The 24,014-nt window shown below is 70.9% G+C and carries 19 protein-coding genes and 2 pseudogenes; 9 read left to right on the forward strand and 12 right to left on the reverse strand.

Features of this window, described 5'->3' with window-relative positions:
• Positions 1-4 precede the first annotated feature (4 nt).
• Entirely contained in the window at positions 5-1,024 is a 1,020-nt protein-coding gene (locus tag FB465_RS31515; RefSeq protein ID WP_145796047.1) for a LacI family DNA-binding transcriptional regulator, read from the forward strand.
• A gap of 201 nt (positions 1,025-1,225) precedes the next feature.
• Here FB465_RS31515 and FB465_RS38010 read toward each other — a convergent pair.
• A pseudogene (locus FB465_RS38010) lies at positions 1,226-1,402 on the reverse strand (hypothetical protein); the annotation flags it as partial.
• Positions 1,403-1,624: 222 nt separating this feature from the next.
• Positions 1,625-4,336 (reverse strand): beta-L-arabinofuranosidase domain-containing protein, encoded by a 2,712-nt coding sequence (locus FB465_RS31520; RefSeq protein WP_145796048.1) that lies wholly within the window; start codon positions 4,334-4,336, stop codon positions 1,625-1,627.
• 393 nt (positions 4,337-4,729) lie between these two features.
• On the opposite strand from FB465_RS31520, the gene FB465_RS31525 reads away from it, so the two are divergent.
• From FB465_RS31525 to FB465_RS31545, 5 genes and pseudogenes are all read left to right on the forward strand, one after another.
• Positions 4,730-6,283 carry an alpha-L-arabinofuranosidase B gene (locus tag FB465_RS31525; protein ID WP_145796050.1) on the forward strand — a complete coding sequence of 518 codons (1,554 nt, stop codon included), beginning with the start codon at positions 4,730-4,732 and terminating at the stop codon, positions 6,281-6,283.
• 348 nt (positions 6,284-6,631) lie between these two features.
• Positions 6,632-7,351 (forward strand): FadR/GntR family transcriptional regulator, encoded by a 720-nt coding sequence (locus FB465_RS31530; RefSeq protein WP_145796052.1) that lies wholly within the window; start codon positions 6,632-6,634, stop codon positions 7,349-7,351.
• A 126-nt stretch (positions 7,352-7,477) separates the two neighbouring features.
• A complete protein-coding gene (locus FB465_RS31535; RefSeq protein WP_145796053.1) occupies positions 7,478-8,320 on the forward strand; it encodes an amidohydrolase family protein in 843 nt (280 codons plus the stop codon).
• Positions 8,321-8,592: 272 nt separating this feature from the next.
• On the forward strand, positions 8,593-9,633 hold the full coding sequence (locus tag FB465_RS31540; RefSeq protein WP_145796056.1) for a sugar ABC transporter substrate-binding protein: 1,041 nt from the start codon (positions 8,593-8,595) through the stop codon (positions 9,631-9,633).
• Positions 9,634-9,720: 87 nt separating this feature from the next.
• Positions 9,721-11,464: pseudogene (locus FB465_RS31545) on the forward strand (alpha-L-fucosidase); the annotation flags it as partial.
• A gap of 77 nt (positions 11,465-11,541) precedes the next feature.
• On the opposite strand, the gene FB465_RS31550 reads toward FB465_RS31545, so the two are convergent.
• From FB465_RS31550 to FB465_RS31590, 9 genes are all read right to left on the reverse strand, one after another.
• Positions 11,542-12,237, reverse strand: a complete 696-nt coding sequence (locus FB465_RS31550; RefSeq protein ID WP_145796058.1) for a FadR/GntR family transcriptional regulator — start codon at positions 12,235-12,237, stop codon at positions 11,542-11,544.
• Positions 12,238-12,331: 94 nt separating this feature from the next.
• On the reverse strand, positions 12,332-12,643 hold the full coding sequence (locus tag FB465_RS31555; protein WP_145796060.1) for an L-rhamnose mutarotase: 312 nt from the start codon (positions 12,641-12,643) through the stop codon (positions 12,332-12,334).
• On the reverse strand, positions 12,640-13,293 hold the full coding sequence (locus FB465_RS31560; protein ID WP_145796062.1) for a LutC/YkgG family protein: 654 nt from the start codon (positions 13,291-13,293) through the stop codon (positions 12,640-12,642). The genes FB465_RS31555 and FB465_RS31560 overlap by 4 nt, the downstream gene beginning before the upstream one ends.
• A complete protein-coding gene (locus tag FB465_RS31565) occupies positions 13,290-14,738 on the reverse strand; it encodes a LutB/LldF family L-lactate oxidation iron-sulfur protein (RefSeq protein WP_145796064.1) in 1,449 nt (482 codons plus the stop codon). Before FB465_RS31565 ends, FB465_RS31560 begins: the two co-directional genes overlap by 4 nt.
• A complete protein-coding gene (locus FB465_RS31570; RefSeq protein ID WP_145796066.1) occupies positions 14,735-15,475 on the reverse strand; it encodes a (Fe-S)-binding protein in 741 nt (246 codons plus the stop codon). Before FB465_RS31570 ends, FB465_RS31565 begins: the two co-directional genes overlap by 4 nt.
• A 62-nt stretch (positions 15,476-15,537) precedes the next feature.
• The gene (locus FB465_RS31575) at positions 15,538-16,464 is read right to left on the reverse strand and encodes an aldo/keto reductase (RefSeq protein WP_145796068.1); all 927 of its coding nucleotides are present in this window, start codon (positions 16,462-16,464) and stop codon (positions 15,538-15,540) included.
• A 2-nt stretch (positions 16,465-16,466) separates the two neighbouring features.
• Positions 16,467-17,234 carry an SDR family NAD(P)-dependent oxidoreductase gene (locus FB465_RS31580; protein ID WP_145796070.1) on the reverse strand — a complete coding sequence of 256 codons (768 nt, stop codon included), beginning with the start codon at positions 17,232-17,234 and terminating at the stop codon, positions 16,467-16,469.
• On the reverse strand, positions 17,231-18,565 hold the full coding sequence (locus FB465_RS31585; RefSeq protein ID WP_145796072.1) for an L-fuconate dehydratase: 1,335 nt from the start codon (positions 18,563-18,565) through the stop codon (positions 17,231-17,233). Before FB465_RS31585 ends, FB465_RS31580 begins: the two co-directional genes overlap by 4 nt.
• 11 nt (positions 18,566-18,576) lie before the next feature.
• Positions 18,577-19,428: a fumarylacetoacetate hydrolase family protein gene (locus tag FB465_RS31590; RefSeq protein WP_145796073.1), complete on the reverse strand. Its 852-nt coding sequence runs from the start codon at positions 19,426-19,428 to the stop codon at positions 18,577-18,579.
• Between the two features lie 330 nt (positions 19,429-19,758).
• Between FB465_RS31590 and FB465_RS31595 the strand changes: the two genes are divergently transcribed.
• The 3 genes from FB465_RS31595 (at position 19,759) to FB465_RS31605 (ending at position 23,467) form a co-directional block, all read left to right on the forward strand.
• Entirely contained in the window at positions 19,759-20,808 is a 1,050-nt protein-coding gene (locus FB465_RS31595; RefSeq protein WP_145796075.1) for a sugar ABC transporter substrate-binding protein, read from the forward strand.
• An 87-nt stretch (positions 20,809-20,895) separates the two neighbouring features.
• On the forward strand, positions 20,896-22,452 hold the full coding sequence (locus FB465_RS31600) for a sugar ABC transporter ATP-binding protein (RefSeq protein ID WP_145796077.1): 1,557 nt from the start codon (positions 20,896-20,898) through the stop codon (positions 22,450-22,452).
• A complete protein-coding gene (locus tag FB465_RS31605; RefSeq protein WP_145796079.1) occupies positions 22,436-23,467 on the forward strand; it encodes an ABC transporter permease in 1,032 nt (343 codons plus the stop codon). The genes FB465_RS31600 and FB465_RS31605 overlap by 17 nt, the downstream gene beginning before the upstream one ends.
• A gap of 59 nt (positions 23,468-23,526) precedes the next feature.
• On the opposite strand, the gene FB465_RS31610 is transcribed toward FB465_RS31605, so the two are convergent.
• Positions 23,527-24,012 carry a universal stress protein gene (locus FB465_RS31610; protein ID WP_145796081.1) on the reverse strand — a complete coding sequence of 162 codons (486 nt, stop codon included), beginning with the start codon at positions 24,010-24,012 and terminating at the stop codon, positions 23,527-23,529.
• Positions 24,013-24,014 lie beyond the last annotated feature (2 nt).

Consider the following 24,014-nt stretch of genomic DNA (forward strand, 5'->3'; position numbering starts at 1 on the left):
GTACATGCCCGCGACCCGCCGCCCGACGCTGCACGACGTCGCCCAGGAGGTCGGCGTGAGCGCCAAGACCGTCTCCCGGGTGCTCAACGGCGACGGTCCGACGTCGGCGGCAACACGGGAGAAGGTGCTGGCCGCAGTCGAGCGGCTGGGCTTCCAACCGAACCTGATGGCCCGAAACATCCGAACCGGCGGGCCGGACACCACCATCGGCCTGGTCGTCCCGGACATGGGCAACCCGTTCTTCGGCACAGTGGCCGGCGGCATCGAGAGCGCTGTCCGCGGGCGAGGGCTCACCCTGCTGCTCGGGTCGTCCGGGGACGACCCGGCGCGCGAGCGGGATCTGATTTCCACCTTCCTGGCGCGGCGGGTCAGCGCGCTGATGGTGGCGCCGGCGGTCGGATCCGACCACGCGTACCTGAAGGCCGCGCGGGCCACCGGAGTGCCGGTGCTCTTCCTCGACCGGCCGGCCACCGGTCTCGCCGCCGACTGCGTGGTGAGCTCCAACCGGGACGGCGCCCGCACCGGCGTCGCGCACCTGATCGCATACGGGCACCGGCGGATCGGCTTCATCGGCGACCGCCCGGCCGGGCTGTACACCCGCCGCGAGCGCCTGGCCGGATACCGGGACGCGCTGGCGGCCGCCGGCCTCCCGTACGACCGGGCGCTGGTCGCCGCCGCGCACAGCCAGCAGGACGCGGCCGCCGCCACCGACCGCCTGCTCGGCCTTCCCGACCCGCCGACCGCGCTGTTCGCGGCCAACAACTTCGCCGCGATGGGGACGGTCGTCGCCCTTGCCCAGGCCAAGCGGCGGGAGGTGGCCCTGGTGGCCTTCGACGACATTCCGCTGGCCGACATCCTGGAGCCCCCACTGACCGTGGTCGCCCAGGATCCGGCGGCGATCGGAGCCGCAGCCGGGCGGACCGCGCTCGCACGGCTGGACGGCGACCGCGGCTCGGCGCGCACGACGGTGATCGACACCCGCCTGGTCGTGCGGGGTTCCGGCGAACAGCGGCCGCGCCGCTGAGGCGCACCGCCGGCCGGGGCCCGACGGGGCATGGCTGAGCACTGGGAGCTGACGCCCCTCTACATCTGCGAGTCGCTTTCGGTACGGGCGTTCGGTGCCGCCTGGATCGGCGCGGCGGTCGAGATCGGTGCTCTGGAACGGACCAGGCTGGTGCTCCGGCGGCTCGCGCCAGCCGCGCAACCTGCAGCGGGGCCCACCCGATCACGGGGTGGGGATGAAGGCGTAGGCGGTCAGCTGGCCGGTCCGGGCGCTGTAGATCACCTTGGTGCCGGTGGTGCTGGCGTCCAGGACGACCTGAAGGGGCAGGTTGCCGACCAGGACGTTGGTGGCGAGGTAGTTGGAGTCGCCGCTCCTGACCAGGATGGCGGTCGGGTTGGCGCCGGCGGGGGTGGTGCTCGGGGCGTCGAAGGAGAAGAAGGGAGGACGAGCTCAGCGGCCGTGCCGCGGGCGGAGGAGTCGGCCGCGTCGGGGGCCTCGCCGGGAGCGGTGGCGGGCAGCGCGCTGAGCGGGCCGCCGCGACCGGGGCCGGAACGGTCTTCGCGAAGATGATCTTCCGGTCGGGCCGCGGCGGCACTGTACGTGCCGACCTCGGCTACACACTCAGAGGAAGCGCCAGAGGTGGTCGGCCGTGCCGTTGTCGTCCCACAGGACGACCTGGGCGCCCTGGGAGGTGGACGCCCCGGAGACGCCGAGGACCCGGCCGCTGACGGCGGACTGGATGCGGAAGGTGTCGCCGCCGCCGTGTCGCAGGCGCCAGCGGTGGTCCGCGGCCCCGTTGTCGGTCCACTGGACGATCCTGGAGCCGTTGGCGGTGCCGCCGCCCTCCACGGCGAGGACCTTGCCGCTGTTGGAGTTCTTGAGCCGCAGGTAGCCTCCGGAGTCGACCACCGCGGTCCACAGGTGGTCTGCGGTGCCGTTGTCGCCCCACTGGATCACCAGGGCGCCGTCGGCGGTCGACATGGTCTGCACGCCGAGCAGGAGCCCGCTGCCCACGTTCTGGATGCGCCGGGTGCCGGTCGGGACGAACCACCACCGGCTGGTGGCCGAGCTCGTGTCCGGGACCTGCACGGCGAAGGCGCCTTGCGCGGTGGAGGCGCCGGCGATGCCGAGCAGCTTGCCGCTGTTGGCGTTCCGCAGGCCGTGTGAGCCGTCGGCCGTCTCGACGACGGTCCACCGGTGGTCGGCGGTGCCGTTGTCCGACCACTGGAGCACGGAGGCGTTGTCGGCGGTGGACATGTTCTGCACGCCGAGGACCTTGCCGCTGTTGGCGTTGCGCAGACGCAGCGCGGTGCCGTCGACCACGAGCCCCCAGTCGTGGTCGGCGGTTCCGCTGTCGCCCCACTGGAGGGCGGGCCCACCGTCCGCGGTGGACATGTTCTGCACGCCGAGGACGAGCCCGCTGCCCGCGTTGAGCAGGCGGAATCCGGTGGTGCCCCTGGTGTTCCAGTAGACGGAGTAGTTGAAGCCCTGCGCGTCGTGGAACGGGCCGAGGTTGACGGACGATCCGTTGGCGGTCGCGGTGAAGGCGAGGCCCGTGGTGCCGGTCCGGGTGATCGACGCCGGGTCGAGGACCGGGAGCGCGGCGAGGGCGGTGCTGCCGTAGTTGCCGCACAGGACGACCGGGCCGTAGGTGACCGCGGCGACGTCCGGGTTGTCGTTGGCGGCCCGGAGCGCGACCCGCATGGGCAGCTTGACGGTCACCGTGTCGCCGGAGGCCCAGGAGCGGGTGAGGGTGGCGTAACTGCCCGGCGTGGTGGCGATGTTCTGCACCGTGCCGTTGACGCTCACGGTGGCACCGGACGTCCAGGCCGGAATGCGGATGCGCATCGACCATGTGTCGCCGGCGCTGCCGGTGACCTTGAGCGTGGTGGTGTCCTCCGCGGGGTACGAGGTGGTCTGGGTGACCGTGAGGCCGCGCTCGGCCCAGGTGAGGACCGTGGGCACGAACAGGTTCACGATCAGGGTGGTGCCGTCGCGGAAGTAGACGGAGTCCGCCAGCTTGGTGTTGGACTCCATGCCGGTGCCCTGGCAGCACCAGAAGGAGTCATAGTCGGTGCTCCAGGTGCCGCCGCCCCAGGCCGGGCCGACGCCGCGGCGGCCGCCGGCCTTCAGCGGGGTGAAGTAGGTGATGTGCCCGTGCGGGTCGGCCGGGTTCTGCGCGCCGACGACGTGGTTGAGCAGGGCGCGCTCGTAGAAGTCGAAGTATGCGGCCTGGTTGGGGTCCAACTGCCAGAGCTCACGGGTGAGTTTGAGCATGTTGTACGAGTTGCAGAGCTCGCAGTTGTCGTTGGTCAGCTGGGAGGCGATCGCGTCGGGAGCGCGGAAGTGCTCGGCCTGGCTGTTCCCGCCGATGGCGTAGCTGTGCCTGCTGGTGCAGATCGTCCAGGCCTGGGAGGCGATGGTGTGGTAGCGCGCCGTCCCGCTGGCCCGGTACTCGCGGACGGCTCCGATCCACTTCGGCACCTGGGTGTTGGCGTGCAGGCCGTTCAGCTGGTCCTGGCCGGCGGCCAGCGGGTCGAACACGGCGGCGTGGTCGAAGCGTTCGGCGACCGTCAGCCAGCGCGCGTCCCCGGTCTGCAGGTTGAGGTCGGCCAGCACCTCGTTCATGCCGCCGAACTCGGTGCCCATGAGCGCCTGCATCTGGCTCTGGGTGAGCCTGCCGGTGCGCTGGTCGACCCAGCCGGCCATGGCCAGCAGGACGTCCCGGGCCTGGGTGCTGCCCGTCAGGCGCCACACGTCGAGCAGGCCGGCCATGGTCTTGTGGACGCAGTAGTAGGGGACGTTGCCGTTCTTGAGCGAGCCGGACTCGAGCTGGGCGAAGTCGTTCTCGGGGAAGCCCGAGAGGTAGCCGGCGGAGAACCCCGCGGCGGCGTTGTTGGCCTGGCACTTGGCCAGCTCGGCCACCATGTAGGTGGCCTTGTCGCGGCAGACGGTGTCGCCCGTTCCCGCGTAGGCCTGGGCCCACGCGCTGAGGAAGTGCCCCTGCACGTGGGTGCGGAACGGGAACGATGGGGCGTCCCAACCTCCGGTCGCGGAAGCGGCGTTGGTGGACAGCCGGTGGTTCGCGCGGAAGTTGTACAGCAGGCGGTCGACGTCGACGAAGCGCAGGTACGCCAGGGTGCGGTCCTGGTTGTCGCGCAACCGGCCGGCGGTGAGCCGGACCTGGCCGAGGTCGAACGGCTGCGTCGAGGAGCCGACGGCTTCGGCGGCCTCGGCGGCGGCCGGTGCGAGGCCGAGGCCGACGGCCGGCGCGAGGGCCAGAACGCCGGTCGCCTTGAGCAGGCTTCGGCGGTTCAGGGGAGGGGACGACATCGCGGGATCTGGTCCTTCCGGGTGGGGGAGGAGACCGGCGCCGATCTGTTAGCGCTAACAAAAGTGCTGGGACAGTGGCGGGCCGGCAGGGTGGGTGGCGAGTGCTGGAGGTGGCGTCGAAGGACCGCCGGGGCGCGGAGAGCGCGAAATCCGACGTTTCGAACAGGTGTCACGTTTATAGCCCCGGCGTCTGGATCCCGTCCAGAGGTGCGACAAGGCAGCGTAGTTGGCCCTGTCAGATGTCTTGACGGTCTGTCGGCGGATGGTGATAGTGGGGAGTCGCTTGACGTGGGCCGCTCACCTCCCTCAGGGGCTCGACCTGCCCGCGCTCGCAACCCGCAAATTGTGAGCGCTAACAAAACAGCTCTTCTCCCCACCCGTGCAGGAGCTTCCATGACCTACCGTCGGTTAATCCGCCGTGCCCGGAAGACCGTTCTCGGGGCCGCTCTGACGGCCTCCCTCACCGCCGGTATCCTGACCGGTACGGCCGCCACCTCGCAGGCGGCCACCCAGGGTCCGTGCGACATCTACTCCGCCGGCGGTACGCCCTGTGTCGCGGCGCACAGCACCACGCGGGCGCTGTACGGCTCGTACGGCGGTGCGCTCTACCAGGTCAAGCGCAGTACGGACGGCGCCACGAGGGAGATCGGCGTGCTGAGCGCGGGCGGGTACGCCAACGCCGCCGCGCAGGACGACTTCTGTACCGGCACCAGCTGCGTGATCACGGTCATCTACGACCAGTCGGGCAAGGGCAACCACCTCACCCAGGCGCCCGGCGGCGGTGCGGCCGGCGGGCCGGACAACCTGGCCAACGCGGTCGAGGCCCCGGTCACCGTCGGCGGCCACAAGGCGTACGGCGTCTACGTCGCTCCCGGCACCGGCTACCGCAACAACCACACCAACGGCATCGCCGTCGGCGACCAGCCCGAGGGCATGTACGCGGTCCTGGACGGCACGCACTACAACGGCGGCTGCTGCTTCGACTACGGCAACGCCGAGACCAGCAGCAACGACACCGGCAACGGCCACATGGAGGCCATCTACTTCGGCAACAACAAGGTCTGGGGCTACGGCACCGGCAACGGCCCGTGGGTGATGGCCGACCTGGAGAACGGCCTGTTCTCCGGCGTGAACACCCGCTTCAACGCCAACGACCCGAGTGTCAGCGACCGCTTCCTGACCGCGATCGTCAAGGGCGCGCCGAACCAGTGGGCGATCCGGGCGGGCAACGCCCAGGCGGCCGGGCTGTCCACGTACTACAGCGGGGTGCGACCCAACGCGTCGGGCTACAACCCGATGCACAAGGAGGGCGCGATCATCCTCGGCATCGGCGGTGACAACAGCAAGGGCGCGGCGGGCACCTTCTACGAGGGCGTGATGACCTCCGGCTACCCCTCGGACGCCACCGAGAACGCCGTCCAGGCCAACATCGCCGCCGCCGGCTACAGCAGCGCCGCCACCGGCACCGGCACGCTGACGCCGGGTTCGCGCGTGTCGCTGCGGGCCACCACCGCGTGCTGCACCGGCGACTACCTCACCCACGACGACGCGGACGACAAGGTCGCCATCTCGGCCGTCAATTCCTCGAGTTCGTCCACCCTCAAGGCCGACGCGACCTGGATCGTCCGCGCCGGGCTGGCGAACAGCTCCTGCCTCACCTTCGAGTCGTTCGACAAGCCCGGCCAGTTCCTCCGGCACTACAACTATGCGCTCCACCTCAGCGCGGACGACGGGGGGAGCCTGTTCGCCCAGGACGCCACCTTCTGCCCCACCGCGGGCAACAGCGGGACGGGCACCTCCCTCCGGTCGGTGAACTACCCGACGAAGTACCTGCGCCACTACAACTTCGCGGTCTACGTCGCCAGTAACGGGGGAAGCAACGCCTGGGACAGCAGCAGCAGTTGGGCTGCCGACACCAGTTGGGTGGTCGCCCAGCCCTGGAGCTGACACGAGCCGCTCGGCGGGTGGGGGCGGACCCGGCCGGGTCCGCCCCCACCCGCCGCGTCCGCTGACCGTGCCCCGCCCTGACGGCAGGTGCCGAACCCCGGGCCGCGCTGGTGATGGCGCGCCGCTCTCTTCTGACCGATGAGCCGAAATCGGCTCCCACCAGGAGCTGCTGGAGCTGCAGGGGCGCTACGCCGAGCTCTACGGCATCCAGGCGACGGCCTACACCGGTTGGCCCGGCGGGTGAGCCATGGGATGGATCGCCGGGGGCCACCGGTCCAGGTGCCGGGATCCGGCACGGAAGGTGCCTGGCGCCTTCCTGGACATGGGATCTCCTGTTAGGTTGTCGCCGTGTCACTGACCGACAAGGCCATCGCCCGCATCCGCCAGCTGATCCAGGACGGCGAGCTGCGCCCCGGGACCAAGCTGCCGCCGGAGCAGCAGCTCGCGGCCGAACTCGGACTCTCGCGGAACCTGATGCGGGAGGCGGTCAAGGCGCTCGTGGTCGCCCGGGTCCTGGAGATCCGGCGGGGCGACGGCACCTATGTCACCAGCCTGGCGCCCGGCCTGCTGCTGGAGGGTCTCGGCAGCGCGGTCGAGCTGCTCCAGGGCGACACCGTCCTCGAACTCACCGAGGTGCGCAAGCTCTTCGAGCCGGTCGCGACCGCGCTGGCCGCGGCCCGGATCACCGACGCGGACCTCGCCGAGGTGGAACGGCACCTGGAGGCGATGCGCACGGCACAGGACGATGTCGAGCTGCTGAACCGGCACGACGCGGCCTTCCACCGGGCGGTGGCCCGTGCCACCGGTAATGAGACCCTGGCCACCCTGCTGGAACACATCTCCGGACGCACCCTTCGGGCCAGGGTCTGGCGCGGCCTGGTCGACGCCGACGCGGCCGCGCGGACCATCGCCGAGCACGAGGTGATCCACCAGGCGCTGGCCGCCCGCGACCCGAACCTCGCTCAGGCCGCCGCCCTGATGCACGTCAACACCACCGAGCGCTGGCTGCGCGAGCACCTCGCAGGGGACGAGCAGATCCCCGCCGGCCCGCCGCAGCCCTCGCCCTGACCTGCCCGGCCTGCCTCCGGCGCCGCGAGCCGAGCCGTCGGCCGTGCCCGGCGCCGAGGCCGGGGCCGGGGCCGGGGCCGAACGAGGCTGTCCCACCGTCCGCCGCCGATCGAGGAGCGACCGCGCGTGAGAATCGACGCACACCAGCACGTATGGGAGCTGGCCCGGCGCCCACAGACCTGGCTCGACGCACCGGAGTTGACCGCCATCCGGCGCGACTTCGGCCCGGCCGACCTGGCACCTCGGGCCCGTGCCGCGCGCATCGAGCGGACCGTGCTGGTCCAGGTGCTGCCGGACGTGGCCGAGACCCGGGAGTTCCTCGCCCTGGCCGCCGTCGATCCGTTGATCGCCGGAGTGGTCGGCTGGGCGGACCTCACCTCGCCGGGGATGGCCGACACCCTCGCCGAGCTGCGCGAGGGCCCGGGCGGTGACCTGCTCGTCGGGGTGCGGCACCTGGTGCAGGGCGAAGCGGACCCGGACTGGCTCGCCCGCCCCGACGTGCGGCGCGGCCTGCGCACGGTCGGCGAGGCCGCCCTGTGCTACGACCTGCTCACCCTGCCCCACCAGCTCCCCTCCGCCATCGAGGCGGTACGAGCCCTGCCGGAACAGCCGTTCGTCCTCGACCACCTCTCCAAGCCGCCGATCGCCCGCGGCGAGCTGGAACCCTGGGCCGGCCGACTGCGCGAGCTGGCCCGCGAACCCAACGTGTTCTGCAAGCTCTCCGGCCTGGTCACGGAGGCCGACCCGGACGCCTGGACGGTCGCCGACCTGCGTCCGTACGCCGAGACCGCCCTCGACGCCTTCGGGCCCGATCGCATCATGTTCGGCTCCGACTGGCCGGTCTGCCTGCTGGCCGCCACCTACGAGCAAGTGGTGAATGCTGCGGAGGAGTTGACCGCCCACCTCGCGCCGCACGAACGCGAGCAGGTCTTCGGCGGAACGGCCGCCAGGTGCTACGGCATCGCGTAGCTCGACCTGTGCCGGCCACGACCTGCTGACGCTCTCCGGGTTCGGCCGTCCGGGAGTTGACTGCCACGCGCCGGCCTACGGTCTCTCATCCATCGGATGAATGTGGCGAACGTTTCCTGGCAATAGCGCCAATCCGGCGCGAATCTCCGGACGTTCTCAGTAATTCATCGGATCTAACCTCTTGTCGGCGAGGTTTCAGGCTCGTAAGGTCCTCGTTACCGCATGCCACGTCGATGGCGTCGGCGGTGTACTGAGCCAAGGAGATCAGCACGATGAGACTTCGCTCCTCCGGCATCGCGGCGACGGCCGGAGCCGCTGTCCTGCTCGCCGGAATCACCGGCTGCACCAGCAGCGCGACGGGACAGCAAGAGCCTTCCGGTCAACGGAAGATCGGCATCGACCTGCCCCGCGACGACTCGGACTTCTGGAAGGCGTACGAGCGCTACCTGCGGGCCGATATCACCGAGCAGTCGGTCCGCACCCTGCCGATCACCAACTCACAGGGTGGCGCCGAGCAGCTACGGGCCAACCTCGAGGGCTTCCAGCGGGCCCATGCAAAAGCGGTGGTGATGGCGCCGCAGGCGACGCAGAACATCGAGGGCCTCGACGCTCTCCTTCTCCGGGGTGTCAGCGTGATCAGCGTCGACACGGAACCGGAGCACGGGTCCGTCTACATGGTGGTCCGGGCGAACAACGTGGAGTACGGCGTCAAGGCCTGCCGGTTCCTGGGCAAGCAGCTCAAGGGCAAGGGCAAGGTCGCGGAGCTCCAGGGGGCGCTGAGCTCCATCAACGCCTACGACCGGAGCCGGGGATTCGCCACCTGCATGAAGAACGAGTTTCCCGGCATCCAGGTGATCGAGCTGGCCACCGACTGGGAGGGCGACATCGCCTCCGCCAAGCTCCGGACCACGCTGGCCGCCAACCCGGATCTGGGCGGCATCTACCTGCAGGCGGGCGGTGTCTTCCTGCAGCCGACCCTGGCCCTGCTCCAGCAGAAAGGTCTGCTCAGGCCGGCCGGCCAGCCGGGCCACATCGCGATCGTCTCCAACGACGGCATCCCGCAGGAACTGGACGCGATCCGCCGGGGCGACATCGACGCGACGGTCTCCCAGCCCGCTGACCTGTACGCGAAGTACGCGCTCTTCTACGCGCAGGCCGGCGCGGAGGGCAAGACCTTCCGGCCCGGGCCCACCGACCACCAGTCCTCCATCATCTCGTTGCCCAACGGCCTGGAGGACCAGCTACCCGCCCCGCTGGTCACCAAGGACAACGTCGACGACAAGGCCCTGTGGGGCAACACCGTCGGCCGGTAGCCCACCGCACCCCCACACGCACGATCTCGAGGAGCCCACATGTCCCGCGACAACCTGAGCCGCCGTCAACTGATCAGGGCCGCAGCCATAGCCGGTGGCGCGGTGGCGTTCGGCCTGCCCCAGGTCCTGCTGGCCGACTCCGCGCAGGCGTACACGGTCCCGTCCAAGATGGACTGGTGGTACCAGGCGCGGTTCGGCATGTTCATCCACTTCGGGTCCTACAGCTACCACGGCCAGGGCGAGTGGGCGTTCTCCACCGAGAACTGGACGAAGGCCAACTACCAGACCCAGGTGACGGCACCGTTCAACCCGACCTCCTTCAACGCCGACACCATCGCGGATCTCGCCAAGAACGCGGGCATGAAGTACCTGGTGATCACCGCGAAGCACCACGAGGGCTTCGCAATGTACGACTCCGCCGTGGCGAGCTTCACCGACACCACCGGCACCAAGCCCTACACCCTGCCGAAGTACACCGCCTACCAGAACGACCTGCTGGCCGCGCTCAAGACCGCCTGCGAGTCCCGCGGCATCAAGTTCGGGCTCTACTACTCGATCATGGACTGGTGTCACAGCTCGCAGACCGTCAACCAGACCACGAACTACACCAACATGGCGTCGTTCGGCGCGCGGTCGGCGTACATCACCGACATGAAGGCGCAGCTGCAGGAGCTGCTCAACAGGTACGACCCGGCCATCCTGTGGTTCGACGGCGACTGGTGCGCCAACCCCGCGACCCCCACCCTCACCGACTGGTGGACCCAGGCCGACGGTGTCGACCTCTACAACTGGCTGATCGCTCGCAAGCCCGGCCTGATCGTCAACGAGCGGGTCAAGCGCGACGTCGGGCTCGGCGACTTCGCCTGCCCGGAGCAGACCGTACCCGCGGAAGCGCTCGGCCGGCCCTGGGAGACCTGCGCCACGATGAACGGCGCCTGGGTACACCTCCTGGGCCGAGAACTCCTACCGGTCGGTGCAGACCATCATCCAGGAGTTCGTCACGGTGGTCTCCCGGGACGGCAACTACCTGCTCAACATCGGCCCCAAGGGGGACGGCACGCCCACCCCGGGATCCGTCACCGTCCTCCAGGGCATGGGCAGTTGGATGGCGACTTACGGGGACAGCATCTACGGCACCAGCGGCAGCCCCTTCACCGCCGAGCCGTCGTGGGGCAAGTTCACCCGCAAGTCGGGCAAGCTCTTCGCCCACGTCTTCAACTGGCCCACCAACGGCACGCTGCAGATCCCGCTGATCTCCAACACGATCAACCGCGTCTACCTAATGAACAACCCGACGGCCTCGCTCAACTACACCGTCAGCGGCGGCACCATCAACGTCTCGGTGCCGGGCACCGCCCCCAATGCCAACGACTCGGTGGTGGTGGTCGAGGTCACCGGGATGCCGGCCGTCGTCGCCGACGGCGTCTACGAGCTGATCTGCGCACGGAGCGGCAAGGCCCTGGACAACGGCAACAACTCCACCGCCGGATCCCAGGCGATCCAGTGGACGCTCAACGGCGGTACGCCGCAGCAGTGGCGGGTGACCGGGCTGGAGTCGGGCCGCTTCAAGCTGGTGTGCCAGCGCAGCGGCCTTGCCCTGGACAACGGCGGCAGCACGACCGACGGCACCGCGGTGGTCCAGCAGCCCGACAACGGCAGCAACCAGCAGCAGTGGAGCATCACGGCGCTCGGCGGTGGCTCCTACCGGCTCACCAACCGGGTGAGCGGGAAGGCGCTGGACAACGGCAACGGTACGGCGGACGGTCAGCAGGTGATCCAGTGGGCCGTCAACGGCGGCACGCAGCAGCAGTGGAGCCTGGTGAAGGTCGGCTGAGCCTAGCCCGAACCAGCAGATGGCGCCCGTCCACGGACGGGCGCCATCTGCTGCGTCAGCGAGAGATCTGCTCGTCAGCCGAGGGCCGAACCGCCCTCGCCGAGAGTGTCGCGGAGCCACTGCTCCAGCCCGGCGACATGCACGGTGGCCCACGCGTGGGCGAGGTCCGCGCGGCGGCCTGCGATCGCCTCGAAGATCGCCAGGTGCTGCTGGCGGGTGCGCTCCACAGCGCCCTCCTCGGTCAGCCCGCGCCAGATCCGGGCGCGCACGGTCGGAGCGGACATGCCGTCGATCAGCGAGCCGAGCACGGCGTTGCCCGACCCGGCGGCGATCCGGCGGTGGAACTCCAGGTCGTTGGCGATGAGTTCCTCCAACGACGCGTCGTCCTTCAGAGCCGTCAGCATCTCGCCGAGGGCGGCGACCTCCTCGTCGGGCATCACCCTGGCGGCCATCGCGGTGGCGGCGGGCTCCAGGACACGGCGCACCTCCAGGAACTCCAGGACCGTGTCGTCCTGGTGGAAGTCGACGACGAAAGCCAGCGTGTCCAGCAGGACATCGGGCTCCAGACTGGTCACGTACGTGCCGTCGCCCTGGCGCACGTCGAGCACCCGGATCAACGAGAGCGCCTTGACCGCCTCCCGGAGCGAGTTCCGCGAGAGGCCGAGCCGCTCCGCGAGGTCGGCCTCTTTGGGCAGCCGTGCGCCGGGGCGCAGCTCACCGCTCACGATCATGGCCTTGATCTTCTCGATCGCCTCGTCGGTGACTGGCACAGCTCCGCCTTCCTGGTGGTCCGGTTCTTGCAGCATAGAGGTAGGCCCGGGGTGGTCCCCCGGGCCTTTCGGTACGGCAGCCGTGCCGCGTTCGTCACAGCTCCCACACGATGGGGAGACCGGACGCGGCGCCGGCCTCGGAGTAGTCGTGGACGACGTCCAGCAGTTCCGCCATGCGGGCCTGCCAGGCGATGTTGACCGGGAGGTGCTCCAGCTCGGCGAGCAGCCGGGCGTAGTCCTCGCACTCGAGCAGGTGGAAGAGCTCGGTTCCGCTGCGCCAGATCGTCCAGGCGGACACACCGGCGGCCCGGATGGCGGCCGTGAGTTCGGCGGGCACCGCGCGGTGCGCGGCCTCGTACTCCTCGATCCGGTCCTCGCGGACGCGGGTGTGCAGGGCGATCCTCATGGCCTTGGCTCCAGGGGGGTGGGGTTGACGACGATGACGTCCAGGGTGCGGGGGCCGTGCACGCCCTCGACCCGGTCGAGCTCGATGTCGCTGGTGGCGGACGGTCCGGAGACGAAGGTCAGGGGACGCCGCGGGTCGAGCCTGGCGAGGGCGTCGGGGACGTCCGCGGCGATCTGCTCGGCGTACACGATGCACAGGTGGTAGTCGGGGACGAGGGTGAGCGCGCGTCGACCCTGGCCCGGGCCGGTGTCCAGGACGATGGTGCCGGTGACGGCGATGCCGGCGGCAGCGAGCGTGATCGCGCCGTCCAGGGCGTCCAGGGCGGGGACGTCCAGCGGCTCCGGATGCCACTGCCAGGTGCCGGCGGGCAGCAGCTCGACGGGGAACCCGGCCGGCAGCGCGAGGTGTTCGGCACCGCGCGCGGTGAGCGCGGCGGCGACGGCGTCCGGCAGACGGGCCCGGTCGGTACGGGTGACGGTGGCGCGGTAGTCGGCGACCCGCTCGGCGAACAGGGTCACGGTGTCCTCGCCGGGCGCGGTGTGGCTGCGCCGGTAGTCGCGGGGGACGGGCACGTCCTCGGGGCGCTCCTCGGACGGGACGTCGGCCAGGGCCGCTCGGATCCGGCCGAGGACGGCATGACGACTGTTCATCGGTCACCTTCCCGGTTCTTGCGCCACCAGGTGCGGAAGGACTCCGCCGGCGGCGCCTGGGTGTCGCGGGTGTCGGACCAGCCGTGCAGCGGGCCGGGCAGCCGCCTGATGCGCCCCTTCCTGGCGATGGCACGCCCGCCGATGGCCGCCGCCTTCTGGGCGGTGGCAAGCAGTCGGGGCGAGTCCAGGACGGTGGCGGCGGCCTTCATGGCGAGCGCCTGCGGCTTCAGTGGCCGCCGGTCCGCCTCGACCACCTTGGCCCGTAGGTGGGCCAGGATCTCAGGGATGTCGATCTTCACGGGGCAGGCGTCGTAGCAGGCCCCGCACAGGGTCGAGGCGAACGGCAGACTGGCCGCGTTCTCCACCCCGACCAGTTGCGGGGTCAGCACCGCGCCGATCGGCCCGGGGTAGACCGAGCCGTAGGCGTGACCGCCGGTGCGTTCGAAGACCGGGCAGACGTTGAGGCACGCCGAGCAGCGGATGCAGGCGAGGGCCTGGCGGCCGACGGTGTCGGCGAGGGTGTCGGTGCGGCCGTTGTCCAGCAGCACCAGGTGGAAGGCCTGCGGTCCGTCGCCGTCGGTGGTGCCGGTCCAGGTGGAGGTGTACGGGTTCATCCGCTCGCCGGTGGACGAGCGAGGGAGGAGCTGGAGGAACACCTCCAGGTCGCTCCAGGTGGGCACCACCTTCTCGATGCCCATCACGGTGATCAGGGTCTCGGGGAGGGTCAGGCACATCCGGCCGTTGCCCTCGGACTCCACCACTACGACGGTGCCGCTCTCCGCGCAGGCGAAGTTGGCCCCGGAGACGGCGACCTTGGCGGTGAGGAACTTCTCCCGCAGGTGGCGCCGGGCGGCCTCGGCGAGTTCGGCCGGGTCGTCGCCGAGGCCCTCGGGTGCCGGCTGCCCCCAGTGGCCCATCTCGGCGGTGAAGAGGTCGCGGATCTCGGTGCGGTTCTTGTGGATCGCGGGGACCAGGATGTGCGAGGGGCGGTCGTCGCCCAACTGCACGATCAGCTCGGCGAGATCGGTCTCGTAAGCGGTGATCCCGGCCTCGGCCAGGTGCTCGTTGAGGCCGATCTCCTGCGTCGCCATCGACTTGACCTTCACCACCTCGCGTTCGCCGGTGGCCCGGACCAGGTCGGTGACGATGCGGTTGGCCTCGGCCGCGTCGGAGGCCCAGTGCACCGTGCCGCCCGCAGCGGTGACCGACTCCTCCAACTGCACCAGGTAGTGGTCGAGATGGCGCGCGGTCCGCCGCTTGATCGCCGCGGCGGTCTCGCGCAGCTCCTCCCAGTCGTCCAGCTCCGAGGCGACCGCGAGGCGCTTGGTACGGATGGTCGAGGTGGCGCGCTTCAGGTTGGCGCGCAGCTGGGTGTCCTTCAGCGCCTCGCGGGCCGCGTCCGGGAAGGACGGCGAGCCGAGCCAGACGACGCCGCGGTCGCTCATCGCCCGCTCCCTTCGGTGGCGGCGAGGATCTCTGCGAGGTGCATGGTGCGCACGGGGGCGTCCTGCCGGGAGAGTCCGCCGCCGATGTGCATCAGGCAGGAGTTGTCGGCCGCGCAGAGCACCTCGGCGCCGCTTCCGCGGACCGCCGCCGTCTTGTCGGCGAGCATCGCGCCGGAGGTCTCGGCGTTCTTGACCGCGAAGGTGCCGCCGAAGCCGCAGCAGGAGTCGGCGGCCTGGAGGTCGACCAGCTCGATCCCCCCGACCGCCCGCAGCAGTTCCATCGGCCGGTCGCCGAGCCGCAGCCCGCGCAGCGAGTGGCAGGTGGGGTGGTAGGCGACCCGGTGCGGGAAGTACGCTCCGACGTCGGTGACACCGAGGACGTCGGTCAGGAACTCGGTGAACTCGAAGACCCGGGGTGTCACCTCGGCGACCCGCTGGGCCAGGTCCGGCCCGCCGTGCTCCTCGGCGAGCACCGGATGGCCGTGCCGGACCATGCCGGCGCAGGACGCCGACGGGGTGACCACAGCGTCGTACTCGCCGAAGACCCGGGCGAAGCGCTCCACCAGCGGGACGGCGTCGGGCCGGTAGCCGGTGTTGAAGTGCATCTGCCCGCAGCAGGTCTGCTCCTGCGGGAAGTCGACCTGGTGGCCGAGCCGTTCGAGGACGTCGACCACGGCCCGGCCGGTGCCGGGGAACATGGTGTCGTTGAAGCAGGTGATGAACAGGGCGATCCGCATCAGCCCGCCTCCCTGGGGGTCGGTACGTCCTCGGGCAGCAGCCCGCGCTCCTTGAGCTCCGCTCACAGGAGGTCGGGGACGGGGTGGTGGAGCATCGCCGCGGCGTCCCGCACCTCGCCCGCGGTCCGGGTGCCGACCAGCACGCTCGCGACGGCCGGGTGGCCGAACGGGAACTGCAGCGCGGCGGCCCGCAGCGGCACCCCGTGGCGCTCGCAGACCTCCTTCAACTCCAGTGCTCGGCTGAGCAGTTCGTCGGGTGCTGCGGCGTAGTCGAAGGTGGCGCCGGGTTTCGGGTCGGCCAGCAGGCCGGAGTTGAAGGCCCCGCCGACCACCACGGACACGCCGTGCCGCTCGGCGAGCGGCAGTAGCTCGACGAGGCCACGCTGGTCGAGCAGCGTGTAGCGGCCGGCCAGCAGGACCACGTCGAGGTCGGTCTCGCGGACGAAGCGCGCGGGCGCCTCTGCCTGGTTCATGCCGACGCCGATCGCGCCGACCAGTCCCTCGGCGCGCATCCGCGCCAGCTCCGGGTAGGCCTCGCCGATGGCCTGGTCCAGATGGTCGTCGGGGTCGTGCAGGTAGGCGATGTCGATCCGGTCCAGGCCGAGCCGGTCGAGGCTGTCCTCGATGGAGCGGCGCACGCCCTCGGCGCTGAAGTCCCAGCGCCGGCGGTGGGTGGCTGGGACGGCGAAGCCGTTGGCGAGGTCGTCGCCGCCGAGGTCGGACGGCTCCAGCAGCCGGCCGACCTTGGTGGAGATCGTGTACTCCTCGCGGGGCAGGCCGCGCAGCACGGTGCCGAGCCGGCGTTCGGACAGGCCGAGGCCGTAGTGCGGGGCGGTGTCGAAGTAGCGGACACCGGCCTCCCAGGCGGCGGTGACGGCCTGCTCGGCCTCGGTGTCGGTGACCTGGGTGAACAGGTTGCCGATGGCCGCCGCGCCGAAGGCGAGTGCGCTGACCCGCACCGGCCCCCGCCCGAGGGTGTTCTGGTGCATTGTCAGGCCTTCGTCTCGGCGGGTCGCAGGCGCAGGCCCGCCATGCCGCCGTCGACCGCGAGGGCGGTGCCGGTGACCGAGGCGGCCGCGGGGGAGGCCAGGTAGGCGATGGCGGCGGCCACCTCCTCGGCGGTGACCATGCGGCCGGTGGGCTGCCGGGCGTTCAGCGCGGCGCGCTCGGCGGCCGGGTCGGCGGCGGCGTCGAGCAGCCGGCCGACCCACGGGGTGTCGACGGTGCCGGGGTTGACGCAGTTGAACCGGATGCCCTCGCGGACGTGGTCGGCGGCCATCGACAGCGTCAGCGACATCACGGCGCCCTTGCCGGCCGCGTACAGCGCGCGCTGCGGCAGGCCGGTGGTGACGACGATGGAGCCGATGTTGACCACCGAGGCGTTCTCGGACCGGCGCAGGTACGGCAGGGCGGCCCGGATGGTCCGGACGACCCCGACCAGGTTGACGTCGAGGACCCGGCCCCACTGCTCGTCCGGGTTGTCCTCCACCGTGCCGATCGCGCTGATGCCCGCGCAGTTGACCACGACGTCGATTCCGCCGAAGGCGTCGGCCGCCGCGTCGACCGCGGCACGGACCGAGGCGTCGTCGCTGACATCGGCGGTGAAGCCGACCAGCGGCTCCTTCAACGATGCGGGGTCGAGATCCAGAACGGCCACCCGGGCGCCGCGCTCCGCGAGCAGGGACGCGGTGGCGAGGCCTATCCCGGAGGCGCCGCCGGTAACCACCGCCGTCAGTCCCGCAAAATCGGTGGTCGTCATGCGTCTGCCTTCCGGTCGTCGGTCAGCTCGGCGGCCCAGAAGGAGCCGTCGGGGTATCGGTAGGTGTCGATGGTGGCCTGGTACATGGTGGCGGAAAAGCCGGGCGCGGTGGGTGCCTGGTAGTGGCCGTCGCTGATCACCACCGGGTCGAGGAAGTGCTCGTGGAGGTGGTCGACGAACTCGATCACCCGGTCGTCGGTGGTGCCGGTGAGCGCGACGTAGTCGAACATCGACAGGTGCTGGACGAGTTCGCACAGGCCCACGCCGCCCGCGTGCGGGCAGACCGGGACGCCGAACTTCGCCGCCAGCAGCAGGATCGCGAGGTTCTCGTTCACCCCGGCCACCCGGGCGGAGTCCAGCTGGAGGATGTCGATCGCGCCGGCCTGGAGCAGCTGCTTGAAGACGATGCGGTTCTGCACGTGCTCGCCGGTGGCGACCTTCACCGGGCTGACGCCCTGCCGGATGGCGGCGTGGCCGAGGATGTCGTCGGGGCTGGTGGGCTCCTCGATCCAGTACGGGTCGAACTCCGTGAGCGCCTTGGTCCACTCGATGGCCTCGGCGACGTTCCAGCGCTGGTTGGCGTCGATCGCCATCCGGATGTCCGGGCCGACGGCGGCGCGGGCGGTGCGGCAGCGGCGGATGTCGTCGGCGAGATCGGCACCGACCTTCAGCTTGATATGCCGGAAGCCGTCCGCCACGGCCTCGTGCGCCAGCCGGGTGAGCTTCTCGTCGGAGTAGCCCAGCCAGCCGGGGGACGTGGTGTACGCCGGGTAGCCGCGACGCAGCAGTTCGGCGGCCCGGTCGGAGGCGCCGTGCTTGCCCTTGGTCAGGAGTTCCAGGGCCTCGTCGGGGGTCAGGGCGTCGGTGATGTAGCGGAAGTCGATCTGGGAGACCAGCCATTCGGGCTCGGCGTCGGCGAGCAGCTGCCACAGCGGCTTGCCCTCCCGCTTGGCCGCGAGGTCCCAGACGGCGTTGACGACGGCGCCGATCGCCATGTGCATCACGCCCTTCTCGGGGCCGAGCCAACGCAGTTGGCTGTCGCCGATCAGGTCCTGGTAGAGCGAGCCGGGGTCGGCGCACAGCTCGGCGACCGGCCGTCCGAGGACGTGCGGACGCAGCGCGTCGATGGCGGCGACCTGGACGTCGTTGCCGCGGCCGATGGTGAAGGTGAAACCGTGGCCCTCGTGGCCGCCGTCGGAGGTGCGCAGGACGACGTAGGCGGCGGAGTAGTCGGGGTCGGGATTCATCGCGTCGGACCCGTCCAGCTCCCGGGAGGTGGGGAACCGGATGTCGTAGGTGTCGACGGCGGTGATCCGCGTGGTTGTGGACAACGGTATGCCTCTCACGCGTTGCGGAAGGTCTGGCGCTGGGTGCCGAGGCCGTCGACGGACAGCTCGACGGCGTCGCCATCGCGCAGGTACGGGGTGCCGGGCAGGCCGAGGGCCACGCCGGCCGGGGTGCCGGTGTTGATGACGTCGCCGGGGTTGAGCACCATGTACTGGCTGAGGTACCAGACCACGTGGGCGACGTCGAAGATCATGTTCTTCGTGTTGCCGTCCTGGCGCGGCTCGCCGTTGACGGCCAGCCGAAGGCCGAGTGCCTGCGGGTCGCCGACCTCGGCCGCCGGGACCAGCCAGGGGCCCAGCGGGTTGAAGGTCTCGCAGGACTTGCCGAGGTCCCACTGCGCCGAGAACTCCAGCTGGAACTCCCGCTCGGAGACGTCGTTGCTGATCGTGTAACCCGCGATGCAGTCCTGCGCCGCCTCGCGGTCCGCGAGGTAGCGGGCCTCGCGGCCGATCACGACGGCGAGTTCCACCTCCCAGTCGGTCTTCACCGAGCCGCGCGGGATCAGCACCTGGTCGTACGGGCCGACCACGGTGGACGGGTCCTTCATGAAGACCACCGGGCGCGCGGGGATGGCCGCCCCGGTCTCCTCCGCGTGGTCGCGGTAGTTGAGGCCGATGCACACGATCTTGCCCGGCCGGGCGACGGGTGCGCCGATCCGCAGGCCGGTGGTGTCGACGGCGGGCAATGAGCCCTCGGCCAGCGCCGCCCGCACCCGGTCGACCCCGCCGGAGGCGAGGAACGGCCCGTCGATGTCGTCGGTCAGGCCGACGAGGGTGAAGGTCGCTCCGTCCTCTTCCCGGACGATCGGCGTCTCCGCTCCCGGCTCGCCGACTCGCAGCAGCTTCATTGGTGGCTCCCATCAACACATCGGATGAATCCGCGATGCCATGACCATACGAGCCGAGGGCAGGCACCCGCAAGGAGTCCTCCGATGTTTGGCTCCGAACCTGCTGCGTTCCTCCGATGCCACCAGGCTGGGCCAGGTGCTCGTCACTCACGGGAGTCGTGGCAGGGAGGGTAATTGCGGTTGAGGATTGATCCGAGGTTTTCTCTTGTCAGTCGAGTTTCCGGCTCGTAAAGTCCTCGACACCGCAAGCCATCCGATGACTGCGGGCCGCCGGGCCGCCGCCCCGACAACCCGTACGGAAGCCGCCTTCCAGCCAAGGAGATCAGCACCATGAAGCCTCGCGCATCCAGAATCGCGGCCACGGCCGCCGCCGTGGTCGTCCTGGCGGGGTTCGCCACTGCCTGCAACCGCGGCAGTGACTCGGGCTCGTCCGCCTCCGGTGGCAAGCCGGCGCTCGGCATCGACCTGCCCCGCGCGGACTCCGACTTCTGGAACTCCTACGCGCAGTACATCAAGCAGGACGCCTCCACCCAGGGGCTGAACACCCTGCCGGTGAGCAACTCGCAGAACGACGTCACCAAGCTGGTGGCCAACGTCCAGGTCTTCCAGAACACCGGCGCCAAGGCCGTCGTCATGGCGCCGCAGGACACCGGCGCCATCGCCTCCACCCTCGACCAGCTGTACGCCAAGAAGATCCCGGTGGTCAGCGTCGACACCCGCCCCGACAAGGGCAACGTCTACATGGTGGTCCGCGCGGACAACAAGGCGTACGGCACCAAGGCCTGCGAGTTCCTGGGCAAGCAGCTCGGCGGCAAGGGCAAGGTGGCCGAGCTCCAGGGCGCGCTGAGCTCCATCAACGGCCGCGACCGCTCCGAGGCCTTCGCGGCCTGTATGAAGGAGAAGTTCCCAGGCATCCAGGTCATCGAGCTGGCCACCGACTGGAAGGGTGACGTGGCCTCCGCCAAGCTCCAGTCCACCCTGGCCGCCAACCCCGACCTCGGCGGCATCTACATGCAGGCCGGCGGCGTCTTCCTCCAGCCGACCCTGGCCCTGCTCCAGCAGAAGGGCCTGCTCAAGCCCGTCGGCCAGCCCGGCCACGTCGCGATCGTCTCCAACGACGGCATCCCGCAGGAGTTCGACGCGATCCGCAAGGGCGACATCGACGCCACCGTCTCCCAGCCGGCCGACCTGTACGCCAAGTACGCGCTCTTCTACGCGCAGGCCGCCGCCGAGGGCAAGACCTTCCAAGCCGGCCCGACCGACCACGACTCCACCATCATCCAGATCCCCAACGGCCTGGAGGACCAGCTGCCCGCCCCGCTGGTGACCAAGGACAACGTGGACGACAAGGCCCTCTGGGGCAACAACGTCAGCAAGTAGTCCCCTGGACACCCCGTGTGGCGCGGCCGACGCTCTCCCCCGCCGGCCGCGGCACAGGGGCCCCTCAGCCGAAAGGACCACGCCGCCATGGCGGACCCCAGCCCCGCCCGGGGCCCCGTCGTCGAGGCCGACGGGATCAGCAAGCGCTTCGGCGCCACCGTCGCACTCAGCGACGCACGAATCTCGGTCGCGCCCGGCGAATCGCACGCCTTGGTCGGCCGCAACGGCGCGGGCAAGTCCACGCTCGTCTCCATCCTGACCGGGCTGCAGAATCCCGACACCGGCACGCTGCGATTCAACGGCGAGAGCGCCCCCGCCCCCGGTGACACCGACGCCTGGCGCTCCAAGGTCGCCTGCGTCTACCAGCGCTCCACCATCATCCCGGCCCTCACCGTCGCCGAGAACCTCTTCATCGACCGGCAGAGCACCGGGGCACTGCGCCCGATCAGCTGGAAGCAGCTTCGTTCACGCGCGGCGGAGCTGCTCGCCGAGTACGGCGTAGAAGTCGATCCCAACGCGCGCGCCGAGGACCTGACCGTCGAGCAGCGGCAGTTCGTGGAGATCGCCCGTGCGCTGTCCTTCGGCGCCCGCTTCATCATCCTCGACGAGCCGACCGCCAAGCTGGACGCCCGGGGCATCGAGAAGCTCTTCGACAAGCTTCGCGAACTCCAGCAGCAGGGTGTCGCCTTCCTGTTCATCTCGCACCACCTGCAGGAGGTCTACGACCTCTGTTCCACCGTCACCGTGTACCGGGACGCCCGGCACATCGTCACCGCACCGGTCGCCGAACTGGACCAGCAGTCACTGGTCGAGGCGATGACCGGCGAGAGCGGCAGGGGCTCCGAGCCCACCTGGTCGGTGGTCGACGGGGCGCAGGGCGACGGCACCCCGTTGCTGGAGGTCTCCGGGCTGACCCTGGACGGCGCCTACCAGGACTTCGCTCTCACCGCGCGGCCCGGCGAGGTCGTCGGCCTCGCCGGGGCGGCGGCCAGCGGCAACGTCCGGCTCGGCGAGACCCTGGCCGGCCTGCACCGGCCCACCGCCGGCACCGTGACCGTCGCCGGCCGGCCGGTGCGCACCGGGCGGGTGCCCGCCGCGCTCGCCGCCGGGATCGGCTTCGTCCCCGAGGACCGGCACATCCAGGGCCTGATCCCGCAGCGCAGCGTCGCCGAGAACGCCACCCTGACCGTCACCGACCAGCTCGGCCCGTTCGGCACCGTCCTGCCGTCCCGGACCAGGGCCTTCGCCCAGAAGATGATCACCGGCCTGGACATCAAGACGCCCGGCGCCTCCACTCCGGTGTCCGCGCTGTCCGGCGGCAACCAGCAGAAGGTGGTCATCGCCCGCGCGCTCGCCACCGAACCGCACGTCCTGGTCGCCATCCGGCCGACCAACGGCGTCGACATCAAGTCCAAGGAAGCCCTGCTCGGCACCGTCCGCCAGGTCGCCGACTCCGGTCGGACCGCCCTGATCGTGTCCGACGAACTCGACGACCTGCGGGTCTGCGACCGCGTCCTCGCCATGTTCCACGGCCGCGTCGTCGCCGAGTTCGAGCACGGCTGGAGCGACGAACAACTGGTCGCGGCCATGGAGGGCATGGCCGGCCCGAACCACACGAAGGAATCCGATGTCTCCCACCACTGAGGTCCGCACACCGTCGGCCACCGCCCTCGCCGCGCCGGGCGGACGGCGCTTCGACCTGGCCCGCTACCGCGACCTGTCGCTCGTTCCGGTGCTGCTCGTCCTGGGTGTCATCGGCTTCGCCGTCTCGCCCGCCTTCCTCACCGCCGACAACCTGCTCGGCGTCGGCCAGCAGGCCACCGAACTGAGCCTGCTCGTCCTCGCCGAGGCCCTGATCCTGATCGCCGGCCGGATGGACCTCTCCCTGGAGTCCACCATCGGTGTCGCCCCGGTCATCGCCATCTGGCTGGTCCTGCCCGACCACGGCGCCCGCTTCAACGGCCTCGGGCTCTTCCCGTCCTGGACCGCGATCCCGCTGTGCCTCGCGGTCGGCGCGCTGATCGGCGCGATCAACGGTTTCCTGATCCTCAAGCTGCGCCTCAACGGCTTCATCGTCACCCTCGGCGCACTCACCCTGCTGCGCGGCCTGCAGGTCGCCGTCTCCCAGGGCCAGTCGATCGTCAACCTGCCCGGCTCCTTCACCTACCTCGGCCGCACCAGCTGGCTCGGCGCCCCCGCCGCGATCTGGATCTGCGCCCTGCTCTTCCTCGCCGGCGGATCAGCGCTCGCCTGGCTGCGGCACGGCCGCGCCCTGTACGCGATCGGCGGCAACGCCGAGGCCGCCCGCGCCGCCGGCATCCGGGTCGACCGGATCACCTGGATCGTGCTGGTCCTCGGCGGCCTGCTCGCCGCCTTCGCCGGCATCATCTACACCGGCCACTACGGCTCCATCTCCGCCGACCAGGGCAACGGCTGGATCTTCCAGGTCTTCGCCGCCACCGTCATCGGCGGCGTCAGCCTCAACGGCGGCCGCGGCACCCTCTTCGGCGCCCTCACCGGTGTCCTGACCCTCCAGCTCGTGGTCAACGTCATGACCCTCGCCGGTGTACCGCCGCTGTGGAACCAGTTCCTCAACGGCGCGATCATCATCGTCGCGCTGGTCATCTCCCGCTTCGCCTCCGGGGAGAAGCAGGACTGACAGCCTTCGCCCGGGCCGTGTCTGACAATTCCCGCCGGGCGGGCATTGTCAGACTCGGCCTAATGTTCCGGCGCCCGGTCGGGCCAGAGCAGCAGGACGGGGCAGGGGGCGTGGTCGACGATGTAGCGGGCTGCCGGGCCGAGGCTGTGCGGTCCGCGGTGGGTGCGCGAGCCGTCGCGGGCGAGCAGCAGCAGCTCGGCGCCCTCCGCGGCGACGACCACCTCCCGTTCGACCCGGCCGTGTGCCACCCGGACCGCGCACGGCCGGGCCAGGCGTTCGGCGGCGGCCCGCAGCAGCTCCTCGCCGGTGGCGGACGCGAGCTCCTCCATCCGGTCACCGGGATCGCTGCCCCACCCGGCGGCCGGGTGCCGCGGGCCCGGGTGGCCGCGGCCGAGCAGCCCCGCGAACGCCCCGTGCGCGGCGCCCGGGACCTCCGCCCCCGCGACGTACAGCAGGACGATCTCCGCACCCTCCGGGACCCGGGTGCGGGCCGCGTCGACGCAGGCCGGCCAGGTGCCCTCGGTGATCCACACGACGACTGTCACGG

Origin of the sequence: Kitasatospora atroaurantiaca, from assembly GCF_007828955.1 — a bacterium.
Taxonomy (GTDB): Bacteria; Actinomycetota; Actinomycetes; order Streptomycetales; family Streptomycetaceae; genus Kitasatospora; species Kitasatospora atroaurantiaca.

What these genes read in the sequence shown, in the direction of transcription:
- FB465_RS31605 (WP_145796079.1), top strand. Translation starts at nt 22,436, where the DNA reads ATGTCTCCCACCACTGAGGTCCGCACACCGTCGGCCACCGCCCTCGCC.
- FB465_RS31575 (WP_145796068.1), bottom strand. Translation starts at nt 16,464, where the DNA reads ATGCACCAGAACACCCTCGGGCGGGGGCCGGTGCGGGTCAGCGCACTC.
- FB465_RS31570 (WP_145796066.1), bottom strand. Translation starts at nt 15,475, where the DNA reads ATGCGGATCGCCCTGTTCATCACCTGCTTCAACGACACCATGTTCCCC.
- FB465_RS31515 (WP_145796047.1), top strand. Translation starts at nt 5, where the DNA reads ATGCCCGCGACCCGCCGCCCGACGCTGCACGACGTCGCCCAGGAGGTC.
- FB465_RS31590 (WP_145796073.1), bottom strand. Translation starts at nt 19,428, where the DNA reads ATGAAGCTGCTGCGAGTCGGCGAGCCGGGAGCGGAGACGCCGATCGTC.
- FB465_RS31540 (WP_145796056.1), top strand. Translation starts at nt 8,593, where the DNA reads ATGAGACTTCGCTCCTCCGGCATCGCGGCGACGGCCGGAGCCGCTGTC.
- FB465_RS31555 (WP_145796060.1), bottom strand. Translation starts at nt 12,643, where the DNA reads ATGAGGATCGCCCTGCACACCCGCGTCCGCGAGGACCGGATCGAGGAG.
- FB465_RS31595 (WP_145796075.1), top strand. Translation starts at nt 19,759, where the DNA reads ATGAAGCCTCGCGCATCCAGAATCGCGGCCACGGCCGCCGCCGTGGTC.
- FB465_RS31560 (WP_145796062.1), bottom strand. Translation starts at nt 13,293, where the DNA reads ATGAACAGTCGTCATGCCGTCCTCGGCCGGATCCGAGCGGCCCTGGCC.
- FB465_RS31525 (WP_145796050.1), top strand. Translation starts at nt 4,730, where the DNA reads ATGACCTACCGTCGGTTAATCCGCCGTGCCCGGAAGACCGTTCTCGGG.
- FB465_RS31580 (WP_145796070.1), bottom strand. Translation starts at nt 17,234, where the DNA reads ATGACGACCACCGATTTTGCGGGACTGACGGCGGTGGTTACCGGCGGC.
- FB465_RS31600 (WP_145796077.1), top strand. Translation starts at nt 20,896, where the DNA reads ATGGCGGACCCCAGCCCCGCCCGGGGCCCCGTCGTCGAGGCCGACGGG.
- FB465_RS31565 (WP_145796064.1), bottom strand. Translation starts at nt 14,738, where the DNA reads ATGAGCGACCGCGGCGTCGTCTGGCTCGGCTCGCCGTCCTTCCCGGAC.
- FB465_RS31520 (WP_145796048.1), bottom strand. Translation starts at nt 4,336, where the DNA reads ATGTCGTCCCCTCCCCTGAACCGCCGAAGCCTGCTCAAGGCGACCGGC.